The organism is Terrabacter lapilli, from assembly GCF_039531305.1.
Classification (GTDB): domain Bacteria; phylum Actinomycetota; class Actinomycetes; order Actinomycetales; family Dermatophilaceae; genus Terrabacter; species Terrabacter lapilli.
In genome coordinates this window covers 184550-207844 of sequence record NZ_BAAAPU010000011.1, presented here as the reverse complement: position 1 = coordinate 207844, position 23295 = coordinate 184550, and the positions used below count along the sequence as shown (strand labels likewise).

Annotated in this window: 20 protein-coding genes, 1 tRNA gene and 1 other RNA gene; 13 read left to right on the top strand and 9 right to left on the bottom strand. The window is 72.9% G+C overall.

Annotated features, from left to right (window positions below; genetic code table 11):
• Positions 1-18: 18 nt before the first annotated feature.
• A complete protein-coding gene (locus ABD241_RS18520; RefSeq protein WP_344066222.1) occupies positions 19-2709 on the bottom strand; it encodes a DNA polymerase III subunit gamma and tau in 2691 nt (896 codons plus the stop codon).
• 198 nt (positions 2710-2907) lie between these two features.
• Here ABD241_RS18520 and egtB point away from each other — a divergent pair, with 198 nt between their 5' ends.
• The 6 genes from egtB to ABD241_RS18490 all read left to right on the top strand — a co-directional run bounded on the left by egtB (position 2908) and on the right by ABD241_RS18490 (position 9219).
• Positions 2908-4197, top strand: a complete 1290-nt coding sequence (gene egtB, locus ABD241_RS18515; RefSeq protein WP_344066219.1) for an ergothioneine biosynthesis protein EgtB — start codon at positions 2908-2910, stop codon at positions 4195-4197.
• On the top strand, positions 4194-5174 hold the full coding sequence (gene egtD, locus ABD241_RS18510) for an L-histidine N(alpha)-methyltransferase (RefSeq protein ID WP_344066216.1): 981 nt from the start codon (positions 4194-4196) through the stop codon (positions 5172-5174). Before egtB ends, egtD begins: the two co-directional genes overlap by 4 nt.
• Before the next feature lie 74 nt (positions 5175-5248).
• Entirely contained in the window at positions 5249-5710 is a 462-nt protein-coding gene (locus tag ABD241_RS18505; protein WP_344066213.1) for a DUF3817 domain-containing protein, read from the top strand.
• Between the two features lie 118 nt (positions 5711-5828).
• Positions 5829-6485, top strand: coding sequence for an ABC transporter ATP-binding protein (locus tag ABD241_RS18500; protein ID WP_344066211.1), 657 nt, complete (start codon positions 5829-5831; stop codon positions 6483-6485).
• 30 nt (positions 6486-6515) lie between these two features.
• Positions 6516-7970, top strand: a complete 1455-nt coding sequence (locus ABD241_RS18495) for a hypothetical protein (protein ID WP_344066208.1) — start codon at positions 6516-6518, stop codon at positions 7968-7970.
• A 49-nt stretch (positions 7971-8019) separates the two neighbouring features.
• Positions 8020-9219, top strand: coding sequence for a GNAT family N-acetyltransferase (locus tag ABD241_RS18490; RefSeq protein ID WP_344066205.1), 1200 nt, complete (start codon positions 8020-8022; stop codon positions 9217-9219).
• Positions 9220-9268: 49 nt separating this feature from the next.
• Here ABD241_RS18490 and ABD241_RS18485 read toward each other — a convergent pair whose 3' ends face one another.
• On the bottom strand, positions 9269-10483 hold the full coding sequence (locus tag ABD241_RS18485; RefSeq protein ID WP_344066202.1) for an MFS transporter: 1215 nt from the start codon (positions 10481-10483) through the stop codon (positions 9269-9271).
• 73 nt (positions 10484-10556) lie between these two features.
• Between ABD241_RS18485 and ABD241_RS18480 the strand changes: the two genes are divergently transcribed.
• The gene (locus tag ABD241_RS18480; protein WP_344066199.1) at positions 10557-11630 is read left to right on the top strand and encodes a LacI family DNA-binding transcriptional regulator; all 1074 of its coding nucleotides are present in this window, start codon (positions 10557-10559) and stop codon (positions 11628-11630) included.
• Positions 11631-11632: 2 nt separating this feature from the next.
• Here the strand turns inward: ABD241_RS18480 and ffs are convergent.
• Positions 11633-11729: signal recognition particle sRNA small type (gene ffs, locus ABD241_RS18475), an RNA gene on the bottom strand.
• Positions 11730-11753: 24 nt separating this feature from the next.
• Entirely contained in the window at positions 11754-13076 is a 1323-nt protein-coding gene (locus ABD241_RS18470) for an MFS transporter (protein ID WP_344066196.1), read from the bottom strand.
• Positions 13077-13190: 114 nt separating this feature from the next.
• Between ABD241_RS18470 and ABD241_RS18465 the strand changes: the two genes are divergently transcribed.
• A complete protein-coding gene (locus ABD241_RS18465; RefSeq protein ID WP_344066194.1) occupies positions 13191-13664 on the top strand; it encodes a hypothetical protein in 474 nt (157 codons plus the stop codon).
• 82 nt (positions 13665-13746) lie between these two features.
• Here ABD241_RS18465 and ABD241_RS18460 read toward each other — a convergent pair whose 3' ends face one another.
• The 3 genes from ABD241_RS18460 to ABD241_RS18450 form a co-directional block, all read right to left on the bottom strand.
• On the bottom strand, positions 13747-14502 hold the full coding sequence (locus tag ABD241_RS18460; protein ID WP_344066191.1) for a sortase domain-containing protein: 756 nt from the start codon (positions 14500-14502) through the stop codon (positions 13747-13749).
• An 18-nt stretch (positions 14503-14520) separates the two neighbouring features.
• Positions 14521-15297, bottom strand: coding sequence for a hypothetical protein (locus ABD241_RS18455; RefSeq protein WP_344066188.1), 777 nt, complete (start codon positions 15295-15297; stop codon positions 14521-14523).
• Between the two features lie 208 nt (positions 15298-15505).
• Positions 15506-15590, bottom strand: a tRNA-Ser gene (locus ABD241_RS18450).
• Positions 15591-15678: 88 nt separating this feature from the next.
• On the opposite strand from ABD241_RS18450, the gene ABD241_RS18445 reads away from it, so the two are divergent.
• Genes ABD241_RS18445 through ABD241_RS18435 form a run of 3 tightly spaced genes read left to right on the top strand, consistent with a single transcriptional unit; the run spans position 15679 to position 18816 of the window.
• Positions 15679-16671, top strand: coding sequence for an MBL fold metallo-hydrolase (locus tag ABD241_RS18445; RefSeq protein WP_344066185.1), 993 nt, complete (start codon positions 15679-15681; stop codon positions 16669-16671).
• 42 nt (positions 16672-16713) lie between these two features.
• Positions 16714-17727, top strand: a complete 1014-nt coding sequence (gene argF, locus ABD241_RS18440) for an ornithine carbamoyltransferase (protein WP_344066182.1) — start codon at positions 16714-16716, stop codon at positions 17725-17727.
• A 54-nt stretch (positions 17728-17781) separates the two neighbouring features.
• Positions 17782-18816, top strand: coding sequence for a metallophosphoesterase (locus ABD241_RS18435; RefSeq protein WP_344066179.1), 1035 nt, complete (start codon positions 17782-17784; stop codon positions 18814-18816).
• Positions 18817-19071: 255 nt separating this feature from the next.
• Here the strand turns inward: ABD241_RS18435 and ABD241_RS18430 are convergent, their stop codons facing one another.
• Positions 19072-19749 carry a response regulator gene (locus tag ABD241_RS18430; protein ID WP_344066176.1) on the bottom strand — a complete coding sequence of 226 codons (678 nt, stop codon included), beginning with the start codon at positions 19747-19749 and terminating at the stop codon, positions 19072-19074.
• Positions 19746-21353 carry an ATP-binding protein gene (locus ABD241_RS18425; protein ID WP_344066173.1) on the bottom strand — a complete coding sequence of 536 codons (1608 nt, stop codon included), beginning with the start codon at positions 21351-21353 and terminating at the stop codon, positions 19746-19748. The genes ABD241_RS18430 and ABD241_RS18425 overlap by 4 nt, the downstream gene beginning before the upstream one ends.
• Before the next feature lie 207 nt (positions 21354-21560).
• Between ABD241_RS18425 and ABD241_RS18420 the strand changes: the two genes are divergently transcribed.
• Together ABD241_RS18420 and ABD241_RS18415 are read left to right on the top strand one after the other, a co-directional pair.
• Positions 21561-22370 carry an ABC transporter ATP-binding protein gene (locus tag ABD241_RS18420; protein ID WP_344066170.1) on the top strand — a complete coding sequence of 270 codons (810 nt, stop codon included), beginning with the start codon at positions 21561-21563 and terminating at the stop codon, positions 22368-22370.
• Positions 22367-23266 carry an ABC transporter permease gene (locus tag ABD241_RS18415; protein WP_344066167.1) on the top strand — a complete coding sequence of 300 codons (900 nt, stop codon included), beginning with the start codon at positions 22367-22369 and terminating at the stop codon, positions 23264-23266. Before ABD241_RS18420 ends, ABD241_RS18415 begins: the two co-directional genes overlap by 4 nt.
• Positions 23267-23295: the final 29 nt, after the last annotated feature.

Sequence of the window (23295 nt, the reverse complement as noted above, 5' to 3'; positions counted from 1 at the left end):
GGCTGGAGGGTCAGGCGGTCACTCGTTGAGCTCCTGGACCACGCGACCGCCGAGGACCTTCTCGATGACGGCGCGGCCGACGTCACCGGACTGCTCGATGACCTCGTCGTCGTGGCTCACGGCCGAGTCGTCGGTCATCGGCTGGCGAGGCTGCTCGTCATCACCCGGGCGTGAACCGGCCGCTCGCGACCGGGCCTGCGCGAACGACTGGCGCACCGCGCTGGCCCCACGGACCGCAGACGACGAGGGGGCGTCACCACCGGTGGCGCCGTCCGACCGGCCGACGGCGGGCGAACCGGCTCCAGCGGCTCGGTCGGGGCCTGGGGCCGCCTCGGAGCTGGAGCCGGGTGCAGCGCTCGGGGTGGGACCGGTGGCCCAGTCGGGCGCCGGCCCGGTGGGCGAGCCCCATCCGGCGTTGCCCTCCATCGAACGAGGTGCAACAGGGCTCAGCCCGGCGTCCGCGAGCGCCGTCGCACCCCGTGACGGAGAGGACTGCGCGCCCGTGGCGTCGAGGCCGCCGCCGTCGGCTGCCGGGCTGCCGGAGCCGCTGCCGCCGCCGCTGCCGCTGCCGCTGCCGCTGCCGCTGTCGCCGGACCCTACGGGCACGAAGCCGCCGGGGTCGGCGGACTCATGCCCCGCGCCGGCATCACCCCAGGACGGTCGCCCCCGGCCGCGGTCGCCCGCGTGGGCCTCCGGCGGGGTGGTCGGTCGCGGGCCATCGCCGCCGGCGGGCTCCCCCTTGGTCGGCGGATCGGGAGGACCGGGCGGGACCGCCCCGGCGGGCGGCGCGACCGGCGCCTGCTGCGCGACGGCGTCGACGTGCACGCCGTCGACGACGGCATCGACGCCGAGCTCGTCGATGAGGGCCTGACGCACGATGTCGGCGTGGTTGCCCGCCCGGAAGGTCTGCGTGAGCCCGGCCGTCGCGATGCCGAGGGTCAGCTTCTTGCCGTCGAACGCGGTCACCTGGGCGTTCTGCGAGACGAAGGTCCACGTGATGCGGCGCATCGTGAAGATGCGGCCGAGGACGTTGGGCCAGGCTCGACGGATGGCGTCGGTGTTCATGCCGCCGGGCGCCGCGCCCGCGGCGGCGGGGGCGTTGCCACCGGCGGTGCGGGGCCCGTCGCCGCCCTGGGCGCCGTCGGCCTGCTCGGCGGCCGGGGTGCTCGCGCCCGTCAGGTGCGGCCCCGTGGCCCCGGGCGAGGTGTCCACGGCTGACGGCCCGCCCACCGACTCTCCCGGCGTCATGACGGGAGGCGCGCCGACCTCGGCACGGGCCGCGTCGACCCGCCCCGCGTCGCCCGGACCCGTTCCGACAGCCGACGAGGTCGATGCCGGCACCGGCGTGGCCACGCCCGCACTGCGGCCGCCGCCGCCCATGCCGCCGGCAGCGTGGGACCCGCCGGAGGACCCGCCGACCCCGCTCGCCGGGGGCGTGTAGTCGGAGACCGTGCGCGGCGGGGCCGACACCGGCTGCGCCGCCGGGACCGACTGCGGCGCCGACCCTCCCGAGCCGCCCGGGTGGCCACCGGCGGCGGTCGGGACTCCCCCGACCTCGAGGCGACGTTCGAGACGCTCGAGGCGGGCGGCATACCCCTGCTCGCCGGAGGCGGCCGGGAGGAGGATGCGCGCGCAGATGAGCTCGAGCTGCAGGCGTGGTGCCGTGGCGCCGGTCATCTCGGTGAGCCCGGTGTTGACGATGTCGGCCGCGCGCGAGAGCGCGCCCGGACCGAAGGCTGCCTGCTGGACGCGCATCCGCTCGAGCTGGTCCTCGGGGACCCCACGCAGCACCTGGCCCGCGCCCTCCTGCACGGCGGCGACGATGATGAGGTCGCGCAGCCGCTCGAGGAGGTCCTCGACGAACCGCCGCGGGTCGTGACCCGACTCGATGACCCTGTCGATCTGGCGGAAGGTGGCCGCGCCGTCGCCGGCCGCGAGCGCGTCGACGGTGCTGTCGAGCAGCTCCCCGTCGGTGAAGCCGAGCAGCGACACCGCTCCGTCATAGGTCAGGCCCTCCGGTCCCGAGCCGGCGATGAGCTGGTCGAGGACCGACAGGGAGTCACGCACCGAGCCGCCACCCGCGCGCGTGACGAAGCTCAGCACGCCCGGCTGGACGGCGACCTGCTCCTGCTCGAGGAGCCGCTCCATGTAGGCGGTGAGCTTGGCCGGCGGCACGAGCCGGAACGGGTAGTGGTGGGTGCGTGAGCGGATCGTGCCGATGACCTTCTCGGGCTCGGTCGTCGCGAAGACGAACTTCACGTGCTCGGGCGGCTCCTCGACGATCTTGAGCAGGGCGTTGAAGCCCTGCGGCGTCACCATGTGCGCCTCGTCGATGATGTAGATCTTGAAACGGCTCTGCGCGGGGCCGTAGGACGCCCGCTCGCGCAGGTCGCGGGCGTCGTCGACGCCACCGTGGCTGGCGGCGTCGATCTCGATGACGTCGACCGAGCCCGAGCCGCCGCGCGCGAGCGCCACGCACGAGTCGCACGTGCCGCAGGGCGTCGGGGTCGGGCCCTGCTCGCAGTTGAGGCAGCGCGCGAGGATGCGCGCGCTGGTCGTCTTGCCGCAGCCGCGGGGGCCGCTGAAGAGGTAGGCGTGGTTGACCCGGCCGGTGCGCAGCGCCTGCATGAGCGGCTCCGTCACGTGCTCCTGGCCGATCACGTCGGCGAAGCTCTCGGGCCGGTAGCGGCGGTACAGGGCGGTGGCCATGCCCGAAACCCTAACGGCCCCCACCGACGCCGGGAACGACGACCGAAGCGCCCGACCGACCGGCCTCACGGCGACGTCCGGGTGAACTTCTCCCGACGGCTCCGCGCCAGGGGAGGCGGCTGTCGGCGCCAGCCCCTAGGGTCGAACGACCGGTCACCGGCACACCCCGCGCCGGCCACCGGACGGAGGAGGTCAACGATGCCCGATTCGAGATGGGACGCCGACACGCTCGTCGCCCGCTACGACGAGGTGCGCGCCCACACCGAGACGCTCGCCTCTCCCCTGTCCCCCGAGGACCAGACCGTCCAGTCGATGCCCGACGTCTCGCCGACGAAGTGGCACCGCGCTCACGTCACCTGGTTCTTCGAGACGTTCGTGCTCGCCGAGCACGAGCCGTCGTTCAAGCCGTACCAGGACCAGTACTGGTTCCTCTTCAACAGCTACTACGAGGGCGTCGGCCCCCGCTACGCCCGGGCCGAGCGCGGTTTCATCACCCGCCCGGGCGCCCACGACGTCGGCCGCTACCGCACCGACGTCGACGCCCGCATGCGTGACCTGGTCACCGCTCTCGACGGCGGTTCGCTCGAGAAGCTCACGCCCGTCATCGAGCTCGGCTTCCACCACGAGCAGCAGCACCAGGAGCTGCTGCTCATGGACATCAAGCACGTGCTATCGGTCAACCCCCTCCAGCCGTCGTACGCCGGCACGCCGCTCACGCCGTCCGCTCCCGACCCCTTGGGCTGGGTCGAGTTCGAGGGCGGGCTCGTCGAGGTCGGTCACCGCGGCGGCGGCTTCTCCTTCGACAACGAGCTGCCGCTGCACCAGCAGTGGCTCGAGCCCTACCGCCTCGCGGACCGGCTGGTCACCAACGGCGAGTGGCTGCAGTTCATGGCTGACCGTGGCTACGAGCGCCACGAGCTGTGGCTCTCGGACGGCTGGGCCAAGGTGCGCGCCGAGGGCTGGCGGGCCCCCTTCTACTGGACCGAGGTCGACGGCGTGTGGTTCGAGCACACGCTGAGCGGCACCCGACCGGTCGACCCGGGCCTCCCCGTCAGCCACGTCAGCCACTACGAGGCCGACGCCTACGCCACGTGGGCCGGCCGGCGCCTGCCCACCGAGGGCGAGTGGGAGCACGCGGTCGTCGCCGACGGGCAGGCCGACGCCTCCTTCACCGGCGGCAACCTCGCCGACACCGAGACCTTCCACCCGCGCCCGGCCGGCCCGCCGACCGGCCACCTGCGCCAGGTCTACGGCGACTGCTGGGAGTGGACGAGCTCGGCCTACCTCGCCTACCCCGGCTACCACCCGCCGGCCGGGGCGATCGGCGAGTACAACGGCAAGTTCATGTCGGGCCAGATGGTGCTCCGTGGCGGGTGCGCCCTAACGCCGCCGGGCCACGCCCGTGCCAGCTACCGCAACTTCTTCCCGCCCGGGTCGCGCTGGGCCCTGTCCGGGGTCCGCCTCGCCGACGGCGGTGAGCGCCGATGACCGCGCGCGAGCCCGTCGTCACCGTCGCCCTCGACCCCGACTGGGCCTCCGGCGCCCTGGTCGACGACGTACGCCGGGGGCTGGGCTCGCAGCCTCGCACGCTCCCGCCGAAGTGGCTCTACGACGACGTGGGCTCCGACCTCTTCGACGAGATCACGCGGTTGCCGGAGTACTACCCGACCGAGGCCGAGCGGGCCATCCTGCGCGACCACGCCGACGACATCGTTGCCGCCTGCGACGCGACCACCGTCGTCGAGCTCGGCAGCGGCACCAGCGACAAGACGCGCACCCTGCTCGACGCCTTCACCGCCGCTGGCACCCTCGAGCGCTTCGTGCCGGTCGACGTGTCGGAGCAGACCCTGCGTGACGCGGCCGTGATGCTCTCCGAGCGCTACCCGTCGCTGCGGGTGGAGGCCCTCGTCGGCGACTTCACCCTGCACCTGGCGCACCTGCCGAGTGGTGGGCGTCGGCTCGTCGCCTTCCTCGGCAGCACCATCGGCAACTTCTACGTCGAGGAACGCGCCGCCTTCCTCGGGGCCCTGCACGACAGCCTCGAGCCGGGTGACTGGTTCCTGCTGGGCACCGACCTCGTCAAGAGCACCGACCGGCTCATCGCGGCCTACGACGACGGCCGCGGCGTCACGGCGGCGTTCGTGACCAACTGCCTGCGCGTGCTCAACCGCGAGCTCGGCGCCGACTTCGACGTCGACGCCTTCTCCTACGTCCCGTTCTGGGACCCCCGGCAGGAGCGCATGGACCTGCGGCTGCGGGCCGACATGCCGCAACGCGTCACGATCCCCGGCGCGGACCTCGCGATCGAGCTGACGCACGGCGAGGAGATCCGGGTCGAGATCTCCACGAAGTTCCGCCCGGACCGGCTGCGGGACGAGCTGGGCAGCGCCGGCTTCTCGGTGGAGCGCACGTGGACCGACGCCGCCGGGGACTTCGCGCTGACCCTCGCCCGGCGCGAGACATGACCCGAGTGGTCGATCACCGACGGCGTGGGTGAGACTGGGGCGACTCGAGTACGACACAACGTAGGAGACGCCCGATGAGCCCTCGCACCCTGTACCGCCGCATCGCCCTCGCGGAGGTGGTGACGTGGGCGCTGCTGCTGGTCGGCATGGCCCTCAAGTACGTCACGCACACCACCGAGCTCGGTGTGAAGGTCTTCGGGCTGCTGCACGGCGTCGTCTTCATCGCGTTCTGCCTCGTGACGGTGCTGCTGGGGGTCAACCAGCGCTGGACCGCGCGCGAGGGCGTCCTCGGCCTGCTGAGCGCCGTCCCGCCGTTCCTCACCGTCTGGTGGGAGCGGCGTCTCGAGCGGCGAGGACGTCTCGACGGCGGCTGGCGCCTGGCCCGTGACGGGGAGGCTCCCAGCAACCCGGCCGAGCGCCTCGTCGCCGCCCTGCTCGCCCGGCCCATGGTCGCCGTCGGTGTCGGCGTCGTCGCCGTTCTCGCCCTGACCGGCGTGGCCCTCCTCGTCGGGCCCCCGGTCGGCAAGCAGGGCTGACCCGCGCCCGGGACGGGGCACCTCGGCGCGCCCAGCGCGTTCGGAGCCGGACGGCATACGGTGGCTTCGACGTGTGGTCGCCGGTCGGCGGCCGGCGGGCCGATGAAGGGAAGAGCCGATGGGTGCGGTCGCCGTGCTGGCCGGTGAGGTGCGGGCGCAGGGCGTCGGCAAGACGATCGACGAGACGACCCTGCTGCTGCCGACCGACGTCAGCGCCGACCCCGGGGAGTGCATCGTCCTGCGCGGACCCAACGGCTCGGGCAAGACGACCCTCCTGCGGATCATCGGCGGCCTGCTCGCACCGTCGACCGGCACCGCGACCATCGGTGGGCGCGAGGCCGACGAGCGCGACCGCGCCGTGCGCGCGGCCGTCGCGGCCCTGCTCGGCGCCCCGACGACGTATCGCGACCTGACGCTCATCGACCACCTCGTCCTCATCGACTCGACGTGGGGCGGCGACCCGGCCGGCTCGGACGACCGGGGCCTGGCCCTGCTGGGCCGCCTCGGCATCGCGCACCTCGACGACCGGTTCCCGCACGAGCTGTCGTCCGGTCAGGAGCAGCTCTTCCGGCTGGCCCTGACCTTCTCGCGGCCGGCCAGCGTCGTGCTCCTCGACGAGCCGGAGCAGCGGCTCGACACCGCCAAGCGCCAGGTCGTCGCCCAGCTGATCCGCGAGCGCACCGAGGCGGGCGCGACCGTCGTCATGGCCTGCCACGATCCCGAGCTCACGTCCGCGCTCGCCAGCCGCGTCGTCGACGTGGTCCCGGCCCGCTGACGTGCCCACGGATCTGGATACGGACCCCCGATGAGCAAGCGCAAGCGCCCCGCCGGCGAGACGGCACACGACCCGACGACCCCGGACGACGTGACGGCCCCGGACGACCCGGCGGTCCCGGAGATCGAGTACGACGACCACGACCTGCTCGGCCAGGCCGACTGGGTCATCGGGGGCGAGGCCGCCCGCAAGGCCCGGCAGCAGGGGCTGTATGCCGGCTACGTCCTGTTCCTCGGCGCGCTCGTCTACGGCCTGCCGATCGTCCAGGCGGTCTTCCGCACCTCCGACCCGGGCTCGCTCGGACAGCAGCTGCGCTCGCCGGTGGCCATCGGGCTCCTCGTCGTGTCGGTGGCCGCCCTGCTCGGCGCCGTCGTCTTCGCCGGGCGTTTCCGCGGACCCGTGGTGCCGCCCATGCCGTGGATCGACCTAGTGCTCCCGGCGCCGCTCGACCGGGCCCTCGCCCTGCGGCGCTGGTGGCGCTATGCAGCGATCGGCGGACTCTTCGTCGGCGCCCTGAGTGGTCTCACCATCGGCGGCGGCCTGGTGTTCGCCGACCTCGGCGGCGTCGCGACCGTCGTCGTGACGACCCTGGTCGGTGCGGCGCTCGGCGTCCTCGCGACGCGGCTGTGGCTGTGGTCCCAGGTGCGGTCGTGGCCCGGCCCCGACCGCGGCCTCGGCCTGCTCTGGCGCGTGCCCGACGCCCTGCGCGAGCTGCACTCGGAGTCGCTGCGCACCCACTCGGCCAACACCTCGACGATGGCCGGGTCGGCACTCACCGGCAACCTGCGCACCGCGCGCCTCGCCCTGACCCGGCCGGTCCGGCACGGCCGCACCGCCCGCCTCCGGGCCGGGCACCCCTTCGCCGTGCTGGTCCGGCGCGACGTCCTCGGCCTGCGGCGCACTCCGGGCGCGTTCCTCTCGGGCCTGGGCCTGACGCTGCTCGGCGGGGCGATCGTCACCTGGGCCTTCACCCAGCCCGCCGCCCCGAGCATCGCCGCGACGATCGGACTGCTGCCGCTCTACCTGGGGTTCGGCGCGTGGGCCGAGGGCCTGCGGCTGCAGGCCGACAACGTCGGCACCCCGTCGCTGCTCGGCACCGGCGAGGTGGCCGAGGCGGTCGCCCACGCCACGGTCCCGACGGCGCTGACGGCGCTCGTCCTCGGCGGCTGGCTCGCGGTCGCCGCCGTGCTCGGCTCGGCGCCCGTCGGCGCGCTGCTGTCGCTGTGGCTCGTGCTCGTGCTGCTCGTCTCGGGCAACGTGCTCGCCGCCTTCCGCGGCTCCCCCACCTTCGTGCTCCGGCCGCAGACGGTGGCCCTCTGGTATGCCGTCCCCGCTCTCACCGTCGTCGTCCTCGGCTCCCTCGTGGCCGTCCTGACGAAGAACGGCAGCTACACCGGGCTCTCGGTCGTGAGCTGGCTCGTCTACGCCGTGCTGGCCTGGGCGGTCTCACGGGTGCGCCGCCTCACCTACCTCCACCGCAGCTGAGGGACGCCCCGATCGCCGCCACCCGAGACCAGTCGTTAGGTTTCCGGGCATGAGCGAGCTGCGCACGCGCGACGTCGTCGAGTCCGACCTCCCCGCGGTCCTGGCCATCCGGGCGCGGTCCTTCGGGCCGCTCGGGATCGGCGGGGACGCCTGGTGGCAGCGCGTGTCCGCCGAGACCCTGGGCGGGCGGATGGTCGCGGTCGTCGACGAGTCGGACACGGTCCTCGGCGCCGGGCGCATCCGGCCGTACGAGCAGGCGTGGGGCGGACGGCACCTGCGGATGGGTGGCGTCGCCGGGGTCTACGTCGAGCCGAGCGCACGCGGCCGCGGCGTCGCGACGGCCGTGACGCGGGCCCTGATCACGCGCATGGGTGAGCTCGGCGACGTCGTATCGTGCCTCTTCCCCACCACCCCGACGCTCTACCGCCGCTCGGGCTACGAGGTCGGCGGCGTCCAGACACGGACGACGTATGCCGCCCACCTCCTGCGCGAGCTCGGCACGTCCCGTCGGGGCACCGTGCGCGAGGCGGGCAGCAGGACGAGTGTGCGTCCGGCCGGCCCGGACGATGCCGAGCTGCTGCACGACCTCGCTCGTGAGGCCGGCACCCGGCTCGGGGTCAGCGGCCCGATGGTGCAGTCGGTGGCGACGCTGCGGGGCACGCTCGAGCGCGACGAGCTCATCGCGTACCTCGTGGAGGGCGGCTACGTGCTCTACGACCTGTCCGAGCAGGCGGTCACGGTGGAGGAGCTGGTCGCCACCAACCCGGAGGCGGCCTCGACCGTGTGGGGCGTCGTCGGTTCGGGCTCGTCCGCCGTGCCGACCGTGCACACCTACCTCGACCCCCGGGATCCCGTCGCGCTCGTGGTCGGCGGCCTCCCGTCGACGGAGGTCCGGCAGGTCCCGTGGATGGGCCGCGTCATCGACCTCGAGGCGGCCTTCGCGGCTCGTGGGTTCAACCCGCACGTCTCGGTGGAGGTGGACGTGGTGGTGTCGGACCCCGAGGCGCCGCGCAACTGCGGTCGCTGGACCCTCACCGTCGCGCACGGTCGTGGCACCGCCGCCCGCACCGACGAGCCGGTGAGAGACGAGGACGTGCTCCAGGTGGGGGCCCGGGGACTGTCAGCGCTGTGGTGCGGCTGGTCGGTGTCACGGCTGCGCCAGGCGGGCCTCGCGACCGGAGGCACCGAGGCCGACGCCGCCCTCGACGCGGCATTCGCCTGCCAGCCCTACATCACCGAGTACTTCTGACCCGGGCCCGCTCCAGCGGGGCTCGGCGCCCCTCCCGATCGGGCGGCGGTCAGCGGTGCGCGTCGGCGTGGACGCGCGCGGGCTCGCGGACGGCCGGGAGCGCCAGCAGCGCGATGACCGCCATGGCCCCGACCACGAGCAGGGAGTGCAGCACGCCGACGTGGTCGCCGAGGAAGCCGAGCAGGGGCGGCCCGGCGAGGAAGGCGGTGTAGCCGATGGTGGAGACGACGCTCATCCGGGCGGCCGCGCGCCTGGGGTCGTCCGCGGCGGCACTCATCCCGACCGGGAAGCCGAGGCTCGCGCCGACGCCCCAGACCGCCGCGCCGACGAACGCCAGGACCGGACCGCCGAACACGACGAGCACGCAGCCGACGACGGCCGACACGAAGAGGACGCGGAGCACCGGCACGCGACCGCGTCGGTCGAGGACGCGCGTCCCGAGCAGGCGTCCCGCGGTCATCGCGGTGAGGAAGACGGCGAAGCCGACGACGCCGACCCAGCGCTCGAGCCCGTAGCCGTCGGACAGCGCCACGGCGACCCAGTCGTTCGCGGTGCCCTCGGTGAAGGCCGCCGCCAGGACGACGACCCCGATGAGCAGGGTGCGGGGTTCGAGCCACGCGGCGCCGATCCCGGCCTTCTCCTTGACCTCCTCGCCGTGCTCGTCGGTCTCGACCGAGCGGGGCAGGAAGGCCCGCAGGAACCAGGGCGTGACGGCGAGCAGCAGCACGACGACGCCGAGCAGGTGCGCCGCGACGGGCACGTGGAGGTAGGAGAGCCCGGCACCGATGAGGGCGCTGACGACCGTGCCCCCGCTGAAGGCGGCGTGAAAGTGGGGCATGATCGCCCGGCCGAGCAGGCGCTCGACCGAGGCGCCCTCGAGGTTCATCCCGACATCGAAGATCCCGGAACCCATGCCGACGAGGAAGAGCCCGGCCATGACGACGGCCCGGTTGCCGACGACGCCGACGCCGAGCCCCACGCCGAGCAGCCCGGCGCACTGGACTGCGGCGGCGCCGAGGAGGGTGCGCGCGGCACCGAGGTGGTGCACGATCCAGCCCGACAGCGGCAGGCCCAGGACCGACCCCAGCGAGGCGGCCAGCAGGGTCAGTCCCAGCTCGCCCGCAGAGAGCCCCAGCTCGTGCTTGATGTCCGGGACGCGCGATGCGAACGCCGCGAAGGCCGCGCCGTTGATGGCGAAGGCCGTGAAGACGGCGGTTCGAGCCGTCCGGACGACAGCGGCCGACGGCGAACTCACGGCGGACATGCGACAAGCCTCTCAGAGAGCGGGGAGCACTTCGAATCGTTTCGACTCGAAACGTTTCGATAGCATGCCTGCCATGGTCGCCCGAGGTCAAACCCGTCCGACGCTCCGCGACGTCGCCGAACGGGCCGGCGTCTCGGTCTCCACGGCCTCGCTCGTCTTCAGCGGCAAGGGCCCGGTCGCCGAGGCCACCGCGGACCGGGTCCGGGCCGCCGCCGCGGACCTCGGTTTCACCGGCCCGAACCCCCTGGCCTCCTCCCTGCGCCAGGGCCGCTCCGGGGCGATCGGCGTGCTCGTGGAGGGGCGGCTGCGCATGGCCTTCCGCGACCCCTTCGCGATCGCCGTCCTCGACGGTCTCGCCGAGGTCCTCGAGGCGGTCCCGACCGGGATGCTCCTCATCGGGCAGTCCACGAAGGACCCCGGCTCGGTCGTCCCCCAGCTGGCACCGCTGGCCCTCGACGCCGTCGTCTTCTCCCTGTGCGGCCCCGGCGAGCACCCGGCCGTCGAGCACCTCGCGGCCCGCGGCATCCCGATGTTCAGCACCGGGGTTCCCAACGACCGGCGGATCACGCAGGTGCGCGTCGACGAGCGGGCGTCCGGCGCTGCGATCGCTGCCCACGTGCGGGACCTCGGCCACCGCCGGGTCGCCCACGTCGCCATGCCGATGCTGGCCACGAGCACGGCCGGCCCGGTCCCCGACGCCGAGGTCCGGGCGAAGGACGCCTACGTGCCGAGCGTCGGGCGGTTGCTCGGCTTCCGCGACGTGTTCGGCGCCGACGCACCCGCGGTCCAGACCGGCGACGGCTCCTCGGTCGAGGGCGGCATCACCGCCGGACGGGCCCTGCTCGACGTGCCGGAGGCCGACCGCCCCACCGCGGTCGTGGCCCAGTCGGACGTCATCGCGGCGGGAGTCATCCTCGCCGCGGAGGAGCTCGGCCTGCGAGTCCCGGAGGACCTGAGCGTCACGGGCTTCGACGGCGTGGACCTGCCCTGGCTGCCGCACCGGCTCACCACGATGGACCAGCACGGCCGCGAGAAGGGCCGCACCCTCGGCACGCTGGTGCGCCGGCGCCTCGACGGCAAGCGGTCGCGGAGCGTCACCCAGCCCGTCGACCTGCGGGTCGGGACCACGACGGCGGCGGCTTCCTGACGAAAAGGGACACCCCGCGTACCTGGAAGAGCTCTCCTACCCTTGCTGCATTCCTGCCCTGGGGGAGTTCGGAGAGGTACCACCACGCGGGGTGCCGACGGTCAGTGTATGCCGCTGCCGTCGTCAGCCCGAAATCGGCTCTCCCACCGCGGTCGGGGCCGCGGCCGGCACCTCGTCTGGGCTGCGTAGGCCGTTGACGTGGTCGGGGACCACTCGCTCGACGAGGAGGGCGATCACGGCGAGCAGCGCGCAGCCGCCGACGAGGAAGCCGATGTAGACCCAGCCCAGGCCCCGGCCCACGAGGAACGAGGCGACGACGGGCCCCCCGGCGAAGGCCAGCGAGAACATCAGCGAGCTCAGCGCGTTGTAGCGGCCCCGGAGGTGGTCGGGCGCGAGGTCGTTGACCATGGCGGCACTCGTCGGCTGCAGCATCGTCTCGCCGAGCCCGAAGACCCCGGCCACCGCGCACAGCAGGAGCGTGGCGCTGACCGTGCCCGGCACGAGCGAGGTCGCGCCGAGCAGCGACCACGCCACGGCCCAGGTCGCCGCCATGACGACGGTGACGCGGGTGCGGCGCCGGCCCTCGATCCGCTGGAGCACGAACAGCTGCAGCAGGACGATGACGACGGTGTTGGCCGCGAACGCGTAGCCGAGCCCCTCGGTCGAGACCTGGCCCTCGGCGCGGGCGTAGGCGGGCATGCCGACGTTGAGCTGCGGGTAGCTGACCACCGCGGCGACGGCGCCGAGGGCGAGGAGCGCGCGCAGGCGGCGGTCTCGCAGCAGCGCGAGGTAGGAGACCCGCGCGCCCGCCTCGTGGTGCGACGAGCGGGGAGCCGGCCCACCGGCGCGACGCAACGGCCCGAGCAGGATCGCGAGCGGCAGCAGGTAGCTGGCGGCGTCGATGAGGTAGATCGCCTCGAACGTGCCCGGCCGGGCGACGTCGACGAAGCGGCCGCCGACGATGCCGCCGATCCCGATGCCGAGGTTGAGCAGGGTGAAGTTGATGCCGAAGTAGCGCTGCCGCTGCTCGCTCGGCACGATCGACCCGACGAGCGAGCTCGATGCGGGCCACACGACGCCGAACCCGTAGCCGAAGAAGAGCAGGGCCAGCACCGCCTGCGGCAGGCTCGTGGCGAAGGCGAGCAGCACGTCGCCGACGAGCAGGGCGACCAGGGCGCTGGCATAGACGCTTCGCGCGCCGATGCGGTCGATCAGCGCACCGGCGGGGGTCACGAGCACGATGCCGACACCCGCCTGGAAGGCGAGGAGCAGCCCGACCGTCTCGAGCGAGATCCCGCGCACCTCGTGGAGGTAGACGACGAGGAACGGCAGGACCAGGCCCGTCCCGACGGACTGCACGAGGACGGTGGAGATGAGCCAGCGGCCCTCACGTGGCAGGTCGTGCCAGAAGGAGGACAGCGGCGGGCGGGTCCTGGTCGAGCTCACCGGGGAAGTCTGCCGGTCACCACCGACAGCCGTCGTCCGGTTTTTCCGGGACCTTTGCCCCTGCCCTCCCGGTTCGCACAGGGCGAGCGTGGAGTCAGGAGAAGGAGGTGCGCCATGTCGACGCTCGACCAGCGCCGCAAGCCCTCGGAGCGGCCGCAGCGGGACGTACCCGGGCGCAGGGTCGCCGTCGGGCTCGGCGTCCTCGGGGTCCTCACCGCGGCCGCCGCCCTCCTCGTGCCGGGCACCACCCTCGCCGACCTGTGCTGGGCCGTCGGGTTCGGGATCATCTTCCTCGCCCTCGTCGTCATGGTCGTCGGCGCTGTGCGCGCTCGGGGTGACCAGCTCAGCGCCGCGCCCACCAGCGCCTCGGGCTGGGTCAGCCTCGGTTGCTTCTTCGCGGCGGTGGCCTCCGCCTTCACGCCGTTCGGGGAGATCAGCCTGGCTCTGGGGCTGGTCTCGGCGGTCACGGCCGTCGGCGCGCTCAGCGTGTCCCGGGAACGCTCGGTCCCGGTCATCATGCTGCCCCTGCTCGCGGGGGTCTTCGTGCTGGCCTTCGTCCTCGGCGAGCTGCTCCTCGGTCAGGGGTGAGCGGGCGCAGCCGAGGGCGTACGCCTCCGGCTCGGCCCACACATCGACGCGGCTCGTGTGCCCCCCGGCGACAGGCCGGCCGTCAGGTGGCTGACGTGAGGTGGCCGAAGACGACGACGTTGTCGCGGTACTCGTTGCGGCTGTCGGTCGGGCCGCCGCAGGTGACCAACCGGATCTCCGCCTTGGTGAAGTCGCCCCTGTAGACCTGCTCCGTCGGGAACTGCGTCTTGGGGTAGGCCGCGACGCGGTCGACGGTGAAGGTCAGGTGGCTGCCGTCCTGTCGACCGACCTCGACCACGTCGCCCTTCTTCACCCGCTTCAGCTCGTGGAAGATGCCGGGCACCCCGGCCGGGGTGTCGACGTGCGCGGCGAGGACCGCTGGCCCGAGCTGGCCGGGAGTCGGCCCGGCGTCGTAGAGCCCGACCTCCTGGGCCGTGCCGGGAACGGAGATGGTGCCGTCACGCTGGATGCTTAAAGTGACGAAGCGGCTCGACCGGAGCCCGATCGAGGGGATCGTCAACGACGTCGGCGCGGACGCCTCGAGGAAGGGGCCGATACCGTCACCCCCGGCCGCCGGCCGGGGACCGGCGGTCGGCGTCCCACCCTGACCGGGAGACGCCGGCGGGCCGGTCGGCGACGAGGCTGGTGGTCGATTCACCGAGGTGGCCGGAGGAGGCCCGGCCGCCGCTGTCTGCGGCGGTCCGGACGTCCCCGTGCCCCGAAGACCCAGGACGAGCGCGACGAGCCCCACGACGACCAGGACGGCCGTCGTCGCCAGGGCCGCCGCGACCCCGGAGGAGACGCGGCGACCGCTCGGCGACTGGGTGCGCTCAGTCATCGGTCCGGGCCCGTCGACTCAGGCGCGCGAGCGCGCGCGACGGGCGGCGAAGGCACCGGTCCCGGCCGCAGCGAGCAGGGCGCCGCCCCCGACGAGCATGAGGGCCTCGTTCTGGCCGCCGCTCTTGACGGTGTCGAGGCCACCACCGGTGTGCATGCCGCCGACGGGGGCGACCCGCAGCGCGCCGCACAGGGCCGGGTCGGTGGCCTCGGTGGGCAGCGACGGCATCAGGTCGCTCTTGGTGCTGCCGGAGTACTTGCCGTCCTTGTTGTAGTCGACACCGTGGATGACGACGACGGACTGACCGGCCGTGATCGCCTGGGCGACCTCGCTCGAGACCTGGATGCTGCCGCGCTGGTAGGCGATCTTGCCGCCGGGGGCGGTGCTGAAGCGGTCGATGGCCAGGCCCGACTTCGGGCTCGTGTCACCGGTCTTCGTCAGCGAGACGACGATGTCACCGTAGGCGGGACCGCCCTCGGTCGTGTTGAGGTGGCCGTCGCCGTTCTTGTCGTCGGACAGGATCGGGCACTCGTGACGTGCCTCGGCGGCGAAGTGGATGTGTGCGGCGTGCGGGCTGTCCGCGAGCAGGCCGTTGGCGGCCATCGTGACGGTGATCGTGTTGGCCTGGACGTCGACCATGGCGGTGCCGCTGCCGTTCACTCCACTGCCGGCCACGGGCTTGAGGTTGGCGGTGACCGAGCCGTCGGCGGCGAAGGCCGGACCGACGCTCAGGGCCAAGGCTGCTGCTGCGGCGAAGCTGGCCCCGACGACCCGGGTGGTGGTGGTGGTGCGCATCTGTGTTCCTCCTTGACGAGGAGACAAACCGTCCATCCTGCTGTCTTGCCAGACGGGGGCCGCGGTCGACCGTCTCCACGTGGAGTTCGTAGCCGTGTAACGGACGGATTGCCCCAGACGGGAAAAAGTTCCCACCACGACCCCGAGGGGCCGCGAGAACAGCGACGGCCCCCGTCGCGCTGGGCGCGGCAGGGGCCGTCGGTGTCGGCGGAGGATGGGGGATTTGAACCCCCGAGGGTTTTATCCCAACACGATTTCCAATCGTGCGCACTAGGCCACTATGCGAATCCTCCGTCGCGCAGGCTACCGGAGGCGCACCCTGCAGATGAAATCGGCACCGCAACCCCTCGGCTCGGCGCCCGTCACCGACACAATCGCCCCATGCCCCCCTCGCAGCCGGTCCCCCTCGACACCGACGTGCGGTGGATCCACGGCTCCGCCTCGCCGCGACGCCTGACGGACCCGCCCCTGCAGGTCCACCGCCTCGCTCCCGGGACCGTTCTCATCCGCCAGAGCAAGGACCTCACGTTCGAGGCGCCGTTCGTCCTGCTCCTGCTCGGCGGGCGCCGGGCCCTGCTCCTCGACACCGGCGCGGTCGACGGCACGACGCTGCGGGAGGTCGTGGACGGGGTGCTCGCGGACTGGCTCTCCGCGCGCACCGGGCCCGACGCATACGACCCCGACGCATACGACCTCGCCGCCTACGACCCCGCCGCCTACGAGCTCGTCGTCGCGCACACCCATGCGCACGGCGACCACGTCGCCGGGGACGCCGCCTTCGCCGACCGCCCCGCCACCACCGTGGTCGGTCACGACCTCGGTGCGGTCCGCGACTTCTTCGGGTTCACGGACTGGCCGGCCCAGGTCGTGCCGTTCGAGCTGGGCGGGCGCACGCTGGAGGTGTTCGGCATCCCCGGGCACCACGCGACGTCGATCGCGGTGCACGACCCGACGACCGGGCTGCTCCACACCGGCGACACCGTCTATCCCGGGCGCATCTACGTCGAGGACCCCGAGGCCCTCCTCGACACCCTCGACCGGCTGGTGGCCTTCGCCGAGGACCGCGGGGTGCGCCACGTCCTCGGCTGCCACGTCGAGATGACGAGGACGCTGGGCCGCGACCACCCGCTCGGCTCCCGTTACCAGCCCGACGAGCCGTCGCCGTTCATGACGGTGGCCCAGCTGCGGGCCGTCCGCGAAGCCTTCCGCACGGTCGCCCACCGGCCCGGCATCCACCGCTTCGACGACGTCGTCTTCTGCGTCGGCAACGGTCCCCGGGTCCAGGTCCCGCTCCTGGCCCGGGGCCTGCTCGAGCGCGCCCGCTGGCAGCTCGGGCTCCGGAGCCGCCGCCGGAGCCGTCGGCGGACCGACTGAGACCCGATTGCCGCACGGCGACCCGCCTGAAACGATCCCACCATGTCGCTCGCCGCACTCCACCGCCGCAACCTGCTCAAGGAGACCGACCTGACGCCCGACGAGTTCCGGGCGCTGCTCGACCTCGCCGCAGAGCTCAAGGCCGCCAAGCGGGAGGGCCGCGAGGAGCGACGCCTCACCGGCAAGAACATCGCCCTGCTCTTCGCCAAGACCTCGACCCGCACGCGCTGCGCCTTCGAGGTCGCCGCCGCCGACCAGGGGGCGAGCACGACCTACCTCGACCCGGTCGGCTCGCAGATGGGCCACAAGGAGTCGGCCAAGGACACCGCGCGCGTGCTCGGCCGCTTCTACGACGGCATCGAGTACCGCGGCGCCGCCCACGACGTCGTCGAGACCCTCGGCGCGTTCGCCGGCGTGCCGGTCTGGAACGGCCTGACGGACGACTGGCACCCCACCCAGTCCCTCTGCGACGCCCTGACGATGCGCGAGCACGCCGGCAAGCCCGACGAGCAGATCGCGTACGCGTACATCGGCGACGCCCGCTTCAACATGGGCAACTCGCTGCTCGTCACCGGAGCGATCCTCGGCATGGATGTGCGCATCGCCGCCCCGCGCTCGCTGTGGCCCTCCGACGCCGTGGTGGCCATCGCGAGGAGGTATGCCGCCGAGACCGGCGCGCGGGTCACGCTCACCGAGGACGTGGCCGAGGGCGTACGCGGGGTCGACTTCGTCCACACCGACGTCTGGGTCTCGATGGGCGAGTCGAAGGAGGTCTGGGCCGAGCGCATCGAGCTGCTCAAGCCCTACCAGGTGAACGCGGATCTCCTTGCGCTGACAGGGAATCCGCAGGTGAAGTTCATGCACTGCCTCCCGGCTTTCCACGACCTCGAGACCGCCGTCGGCGTGGACGTGCACGAGCAGTTCGGCCTCAAGGAGCTCGAGGTCACCGACGACGTCTTCGAGTCGGACGCGTCCGTGGTCTTCGACCAGGCCGAGAACCGCATGCACACCATCAAGGCGCTCATGGTCGCCACGATGGTGCAGCTCGACGCCTGACGTTCACCCGCCCGTGGTGGCGGACTTCGCCCGAAGTGCGGGACAACTGCTGTCATGCACCTTTCGCGAACCCCCGTCCTCGCGGCTGCCGCCGCCTCGCTCGTCGTCCTCTCCGCCGCAGCCGCCACGGCGTCGCCCGCCGACGCGCCCGGCCAGGGCAAGGACGGCCACTACCGCTTCGCCGTCATCGGCGACGTGCCCTACGGCGACGCGCAGGTCGCGGCCTTCCCGAGGTGGGTCGACCAGATCAACGCGACACCCGGCCTGTCCTTCACGGTTCACGTCGGCGACATCAAGAACGGCTCGTCCACGTGCACCAACGAGTACTTCGGGATGATCCGCACCCAGTTCGACCGCTTCACGATGCCGCTCGTCTACACCCCCGGCGACAACGAGTGGACCGACTGCCACCGCACCAACAACGGGGCGTACAACCCGCTCGAGCGCCTCTCCGCGATCCGCTCGACCTTCTTCGACCGCCCCGGGCACACGCTCGGCGCCGACCTGACGGTCGCGTCGCAGGCGTCCGCCGGCTTCCCCGAGAACGTCGCGTTCCGCCGCCAGGGCGTCGACCTCGCGACCCTGCACGTCGTGGGCAGCAACGACGGGCTGCTCCCGTGGCCGGAGCTCGGCTTCACGTCGCCGACGCCCGAGCAGGTCGCCGAGGAGCGGTCGCGCATGGACAACGCTGTGGCACAGGTGCGCTCGGCGTTCGCTGGCGCGCGGCAGCGGCACGACCGCGCGGTCGCGCTCTTCCTGCAGGCCGACATGTTCGACCCGACCTACGACGTGACGTGGGCCGACAACTCGGCCTTCGAGCCGCTCGTGCGCGAGCTCGTCGCGCAGTCGGACGCCTTCGACGGCGAGGTCTACCTCTTCAACGGCGACAGCCACGTCTACAACTCCGACAAGCCCCTCGCGGCCGGGTCGAAGTGGCTCTCCTTCTACGGCGTGCACGGCTCGGCCGACAACCTGACCCGCGTCACCGTCGACGGGTCGAGCAACAACAAGGACTTCCTCGAGGTCACCGTCAACCGGCCCGGAGCCGAGCACGTGCTCTCGTGGCAGCGGATCCCGTACGCCTCCTGAACCGGCCCACCCGGACACCCGAGCCGGGAGGGTATGCCGTCCGGCGCAGCCCGACGCCGTCCGACGCAGCCCGCGCCGAACCTCCAACCGTCGAGAGGCCAGAACGTGCCGCTCTCCGGCAGTCGAAAGGCCAGCTCTTGCCACCGGCTCTGGCCTCTCGACGGGTCGGGAGCGGCAAGAAGTGGCCTCTCGACGGGTCGGGAGCGGCAAGAAGTGGCCTCTCGACGGTTGGGGTCGGGGTGGGAGTGGTGCGGGTCAGTTGCGGCGGGGGAGGTAGCGGTGCTCGGGGCGGCCCGTCGAGCCGTAGGTCAGGTCGAGGTCGAGCAGCTGCTTCTTGACGAGCCCGGCCAGGTAGCGCTGCGCCGTCGGGCGGCTGGCCCCGAGGATCTCCGCGACCTCGGCGGCGCCGATGGGCGCGGGCGCCGACTCGACGATCTCGAGCACGCGGGCCATCGTCGGCTGCAGCGTCCTGGCGGAGGCCGCCCGCCGGGGCTGCGCTCCGCGCAGGCTGTAGAGCGCGTCGACGACGTGCTGGTCGGCCTCCGGCGCGCGGTCGATCCGCTCGGACCACGCCCGGTAGCCCTCGAGCTGCTCGCGCAGCGCGGCGAAGCTGAACGGCTTCACGAGGTAGTAGAAGGCCCCGAGCTGCATCGCGGACCGGACCGAGTCGATGTCGCGGGCCGCGGTGACGAGCAGGAAGTCGGGGACCCGCTCCCCCGAGGCGGCGACCTGCCGCACGAGGTCGAGGCCGCTGAAGTCGGGCAGGTACATGTCGAGCAGCAGCAGGTCCGGCACCCCGGAGGTGACGAGCTCCCGGGCCTCGGCTCCCGTGTGCGCCTCCCCCACGACGGTGAACCCGGGGACGCGGGCGACGCTCAGGGCGTGGGCGTGCGCGACGTGGTAGTCGTCGTCGACGACGAGGACGCGGATCATGACGCTCCCTGGCGGACACGAAGTGGTAGGCGGACCTCGAAGGTCGCGCCCTCGGCCGAGGTGGCACGGATGGTGCCGCCGAGGCGGGTGACGAGGCGGTGCACGAGGGCGAGGCCGACCCCGCGGCGCATGGCCCCGCGCGGCGGCTTCGTCGAGTAGCCGTCGACGAACACCTCCTCGAGCCGGTCCTCGGGGATGCCGGGACCGGTGTCGGACACGGTCAGCACGAGGGTGTCGCCGATCGACACGACCCGGACCAGCACCTCGCCGCGCGGGTGGCTGCCCGCGGTGCGAGGGTCGTCGGCGACGGCGTCCACGGCGTTGTCGACGAGGTTGCCGAGCACCGTGACAAGCGGCAGGTCCTCGTCCCGGCCGGCCTCGAGCCGGCTCGTCGGGTCGAGCCGCACCACGACGTCGCGCTCGGCGGCCACGGTGGTCTTGGCCAGGAGCAGCGCCGCCACGACGGGCGAGCCGACCCGCGCCCGGATCTCCTCGCTGGCGAGCGCCGTCTCCGCCTGCAGCTCGCGGCTGTAGCGCGTGGCCTCCTCCACCTCGCCCAGCTCGAGCAGGACCGACAGGACGTGCAGGCGGTTGGAGAACTCGTGCTCCTGCGCGCGCAGTGCCGTCGACAGCCCCTCCATCGAGTCGAGCTGCCGCACGAGCGCCTCGAGCTCGGTGCGGTCCCGGATCGTCACGACCCAGCCGACGTTGCGGCCGGCGACGAGCACGGGCATCCGGTTGAGCACGAGCAGGTGCTCGTCCGTCACGGCCACGAGGTCGACGCCCTCGACCTGCCCCGTGACGACGCGCTGGAGCCGGCCCTCGGGGATCACGTCCTCGACCCGTTGGCCCAGTCCCGCGGACTCCACCCCGAGCAGCCGCCGCGCCTCGTCGTTGAGCACGTTGATGACGCCCTTCGCGTCGACCGCGAGCACCCCTTCCCGTATGCCGTGCAGCATCGCCTCGCGCTCCTGCATGAGCGCCACGATCTCGGCCGGCTCCACCCCGAAGGTGACCCGCTTGATCGCCCGAGCCAGCAGCAGCGAGGCCGCCACGCCGAGCGCGAGGGCGATGCCGGCATACAGCGCGATGTCGAGGACCTCGGCGTTGAGCCGCACCCCGACCTCCGACTCGAGGATGCCGACGGAGACCTCGCCGACCGGGCGCCCTGCCGGGCCGAAGACGGGTGCACGCGCGTTGGCCGAGCGCCCGAGGCTGCCCTCGTCGATGCCGGTGTGCACCTGACCGTCGAGCGCGGCGACCGGCTCCTCGATGCGCTGCCCGATCAGAGCCGGGTTCGGGTGCGAGAAGCGGCGGCCGTCGCGGCCGATGATGACGACGTAGGACGCCCCCGTCGACGCCCTGACCTCGGCGCCGAGCGTCGCCAGCACGTGCCCCGGGTCGCCGGCCTCGAGCGCCTGCCCCACCTGGGGGACGCGTCCGAGGGTCGTGGCGATGGCGCTCGCCTGCTCGATGGCGTGGCTGTCGGCCGTCTGGGACGTCAGCCGGGCGAGGAGGGCGAACCCCACGGCGAGCGTCACGACGACGATCCCGAGGACGGCCAGCAGGATCCGGGCGGCGAGCGTCCTGCCCAGTCGCGGCATACGGCTCCTCCGCTCCTGCTCGGCCACGACGGTTCGCGGCGCGTGGTCCCGGTGACGCCCTCGTCGGCGTCGCACCCAGCATGGCTGAGCAGATTGCACAAAACCATCTCTATCGCGGCTATCAACGGCAACGATCACAAGCATTCCGGCCCCGACCACCCGGCTCCTACGGTGACGCAACTCAACGAGGAGAAAGGGCGGGAGCCAATGGCGGCCATCGAGCTACGCAACGTCACCAAGAAGTTCGCCACGGCGGACGGCGGCACCTACACCGCGATCGAGAACCTGTCGCTGACGGTCGAGGAGGGCCAGTTCTGCGCCGTCGTCGGCCCCACCGGGTGCGGCAAGTCGACCACCCTCACGCTGGTCTCGGGACTCGAACAACCCTCGCGCGGTGAGGCGCTCGTGCACGGCGAACCGGTCCGGGGCATCGACACGAGCACCGGTTTCGTCTTCCAGCAGGACGCCGTCTTCCCGTGGCGGTCAGTCGTCGACAACGTCGCGGCAGGACCGCTCTACCGCGGCCGGAGCCGGTCGGAGGCCCTGACGCTGGCCCGCGACTGGCTGCGCCGGGTCGGCCTCAGCGGCTTCGAGGACCGCTACCCGCACCAGCTGTCGGGCGGCATGCGCAAGCGCGTGGCCCTGGCCCAGTCGCTCATCAACCAGCCGCGGATCCTGCTCATGGACGAGCCCTTCAGCGCCCTCGACGTGCAGACCCGGGCGATCATGTCGACCGAGCTGCTGCACCTGTGGGACCAGACCAAGCCCGCCGTCGTGTTCGTGACGCACGACCTCGAGGAGGCCATCGCCCTCGCCGACAAGGTCGTGGTGCTCACGGCCGGTCCCGGCACGGTCAAGGCCGAGTTCGAGATCGACCTGCCCCGCCCCCGGGTCGTGCAGGAGATCCGCTTCGACCCGCGGTTCACCCGCCTCTACGAGCAGATCTGGGAGGCGCTGCGCGCCGAGGTGGCCGAGGCGTACGCCCGCACGACGCGTCTCGCGGAGGTGGCGTCGTGATCGACACCCCGACCCAGAGTGACGCAGCGGTCACCGACGTCGCCGCCCAGCTCCCGCCCGCGGCCGCGACGCCGGCCCCCTCACCACGCACCCGTGCGCGCCGGCGCCGCGCCGTGCTCGCCGGCGCGCGCCTGGCGATCGTCGTCGTCCTGCTCGTCACGTGGCAGGCCTGCGTCGACGCCAAGGTCGTCGACCCGTTCTTCTGGGGCGAGCCCAAGGGGGTCTGGGCCGACCTCTACGACTGGCTCACCGTCGGCACGAGCCAGGGCTCGCTCGGCGACCAGATCCTCGTCACCCTCGAGGAGGCGGTGCTCGGCTTCGTGATCGGCTCGATCCTCGGGGTCGTCTGCGGCATCGCGCTCGGGCGCGTCCGCATCCTCTCCGAGCTCTTCGCCCCGTTCCTCAAGGCCGCGAACTCGATCCCGCGCATCATCCTCGGCTCGATCTTCACCGTCGCCTTCGGGTTCGGCATCCAGTCCAAGGTGATCCTCGCCGTGGTGCTCGTCTTCTTCGGTGTCTTCTTCAACGCCTTCCAGGGCGCCCGCGAGGTCGACCGCAACCTCATCGCGAACGCCCGGCTGCTCGGCGCCTCCCGCTGGCAGGTGACGCGCGACGTCGTGCTGCCGTCGGCCTTCACGTGGATCCTCGCGAGCCTGCACATCAGCTTCGGCTTCGCCCTCATCGGCGCCCTGGTCGGGGAGATCCTCGGCGCCAACCAGGGCCTGGGCCTGCTCATCCGCTCGTCGCAGAACAACTTCGACATGAACGGCGTCCTGGCCGGAATGGTCCTCGTCGCCGTCATCGCCCTGACGGCCGAAGGCCTGATCAGCCTCCTCGAGCGGCGCCTGCTGCGCTGGCGGCCGCCGCAGACCCACGGAGGAGCCGCCGTCGAGTAGCAGGACCAGCGCGACCACCCACCCAGCAC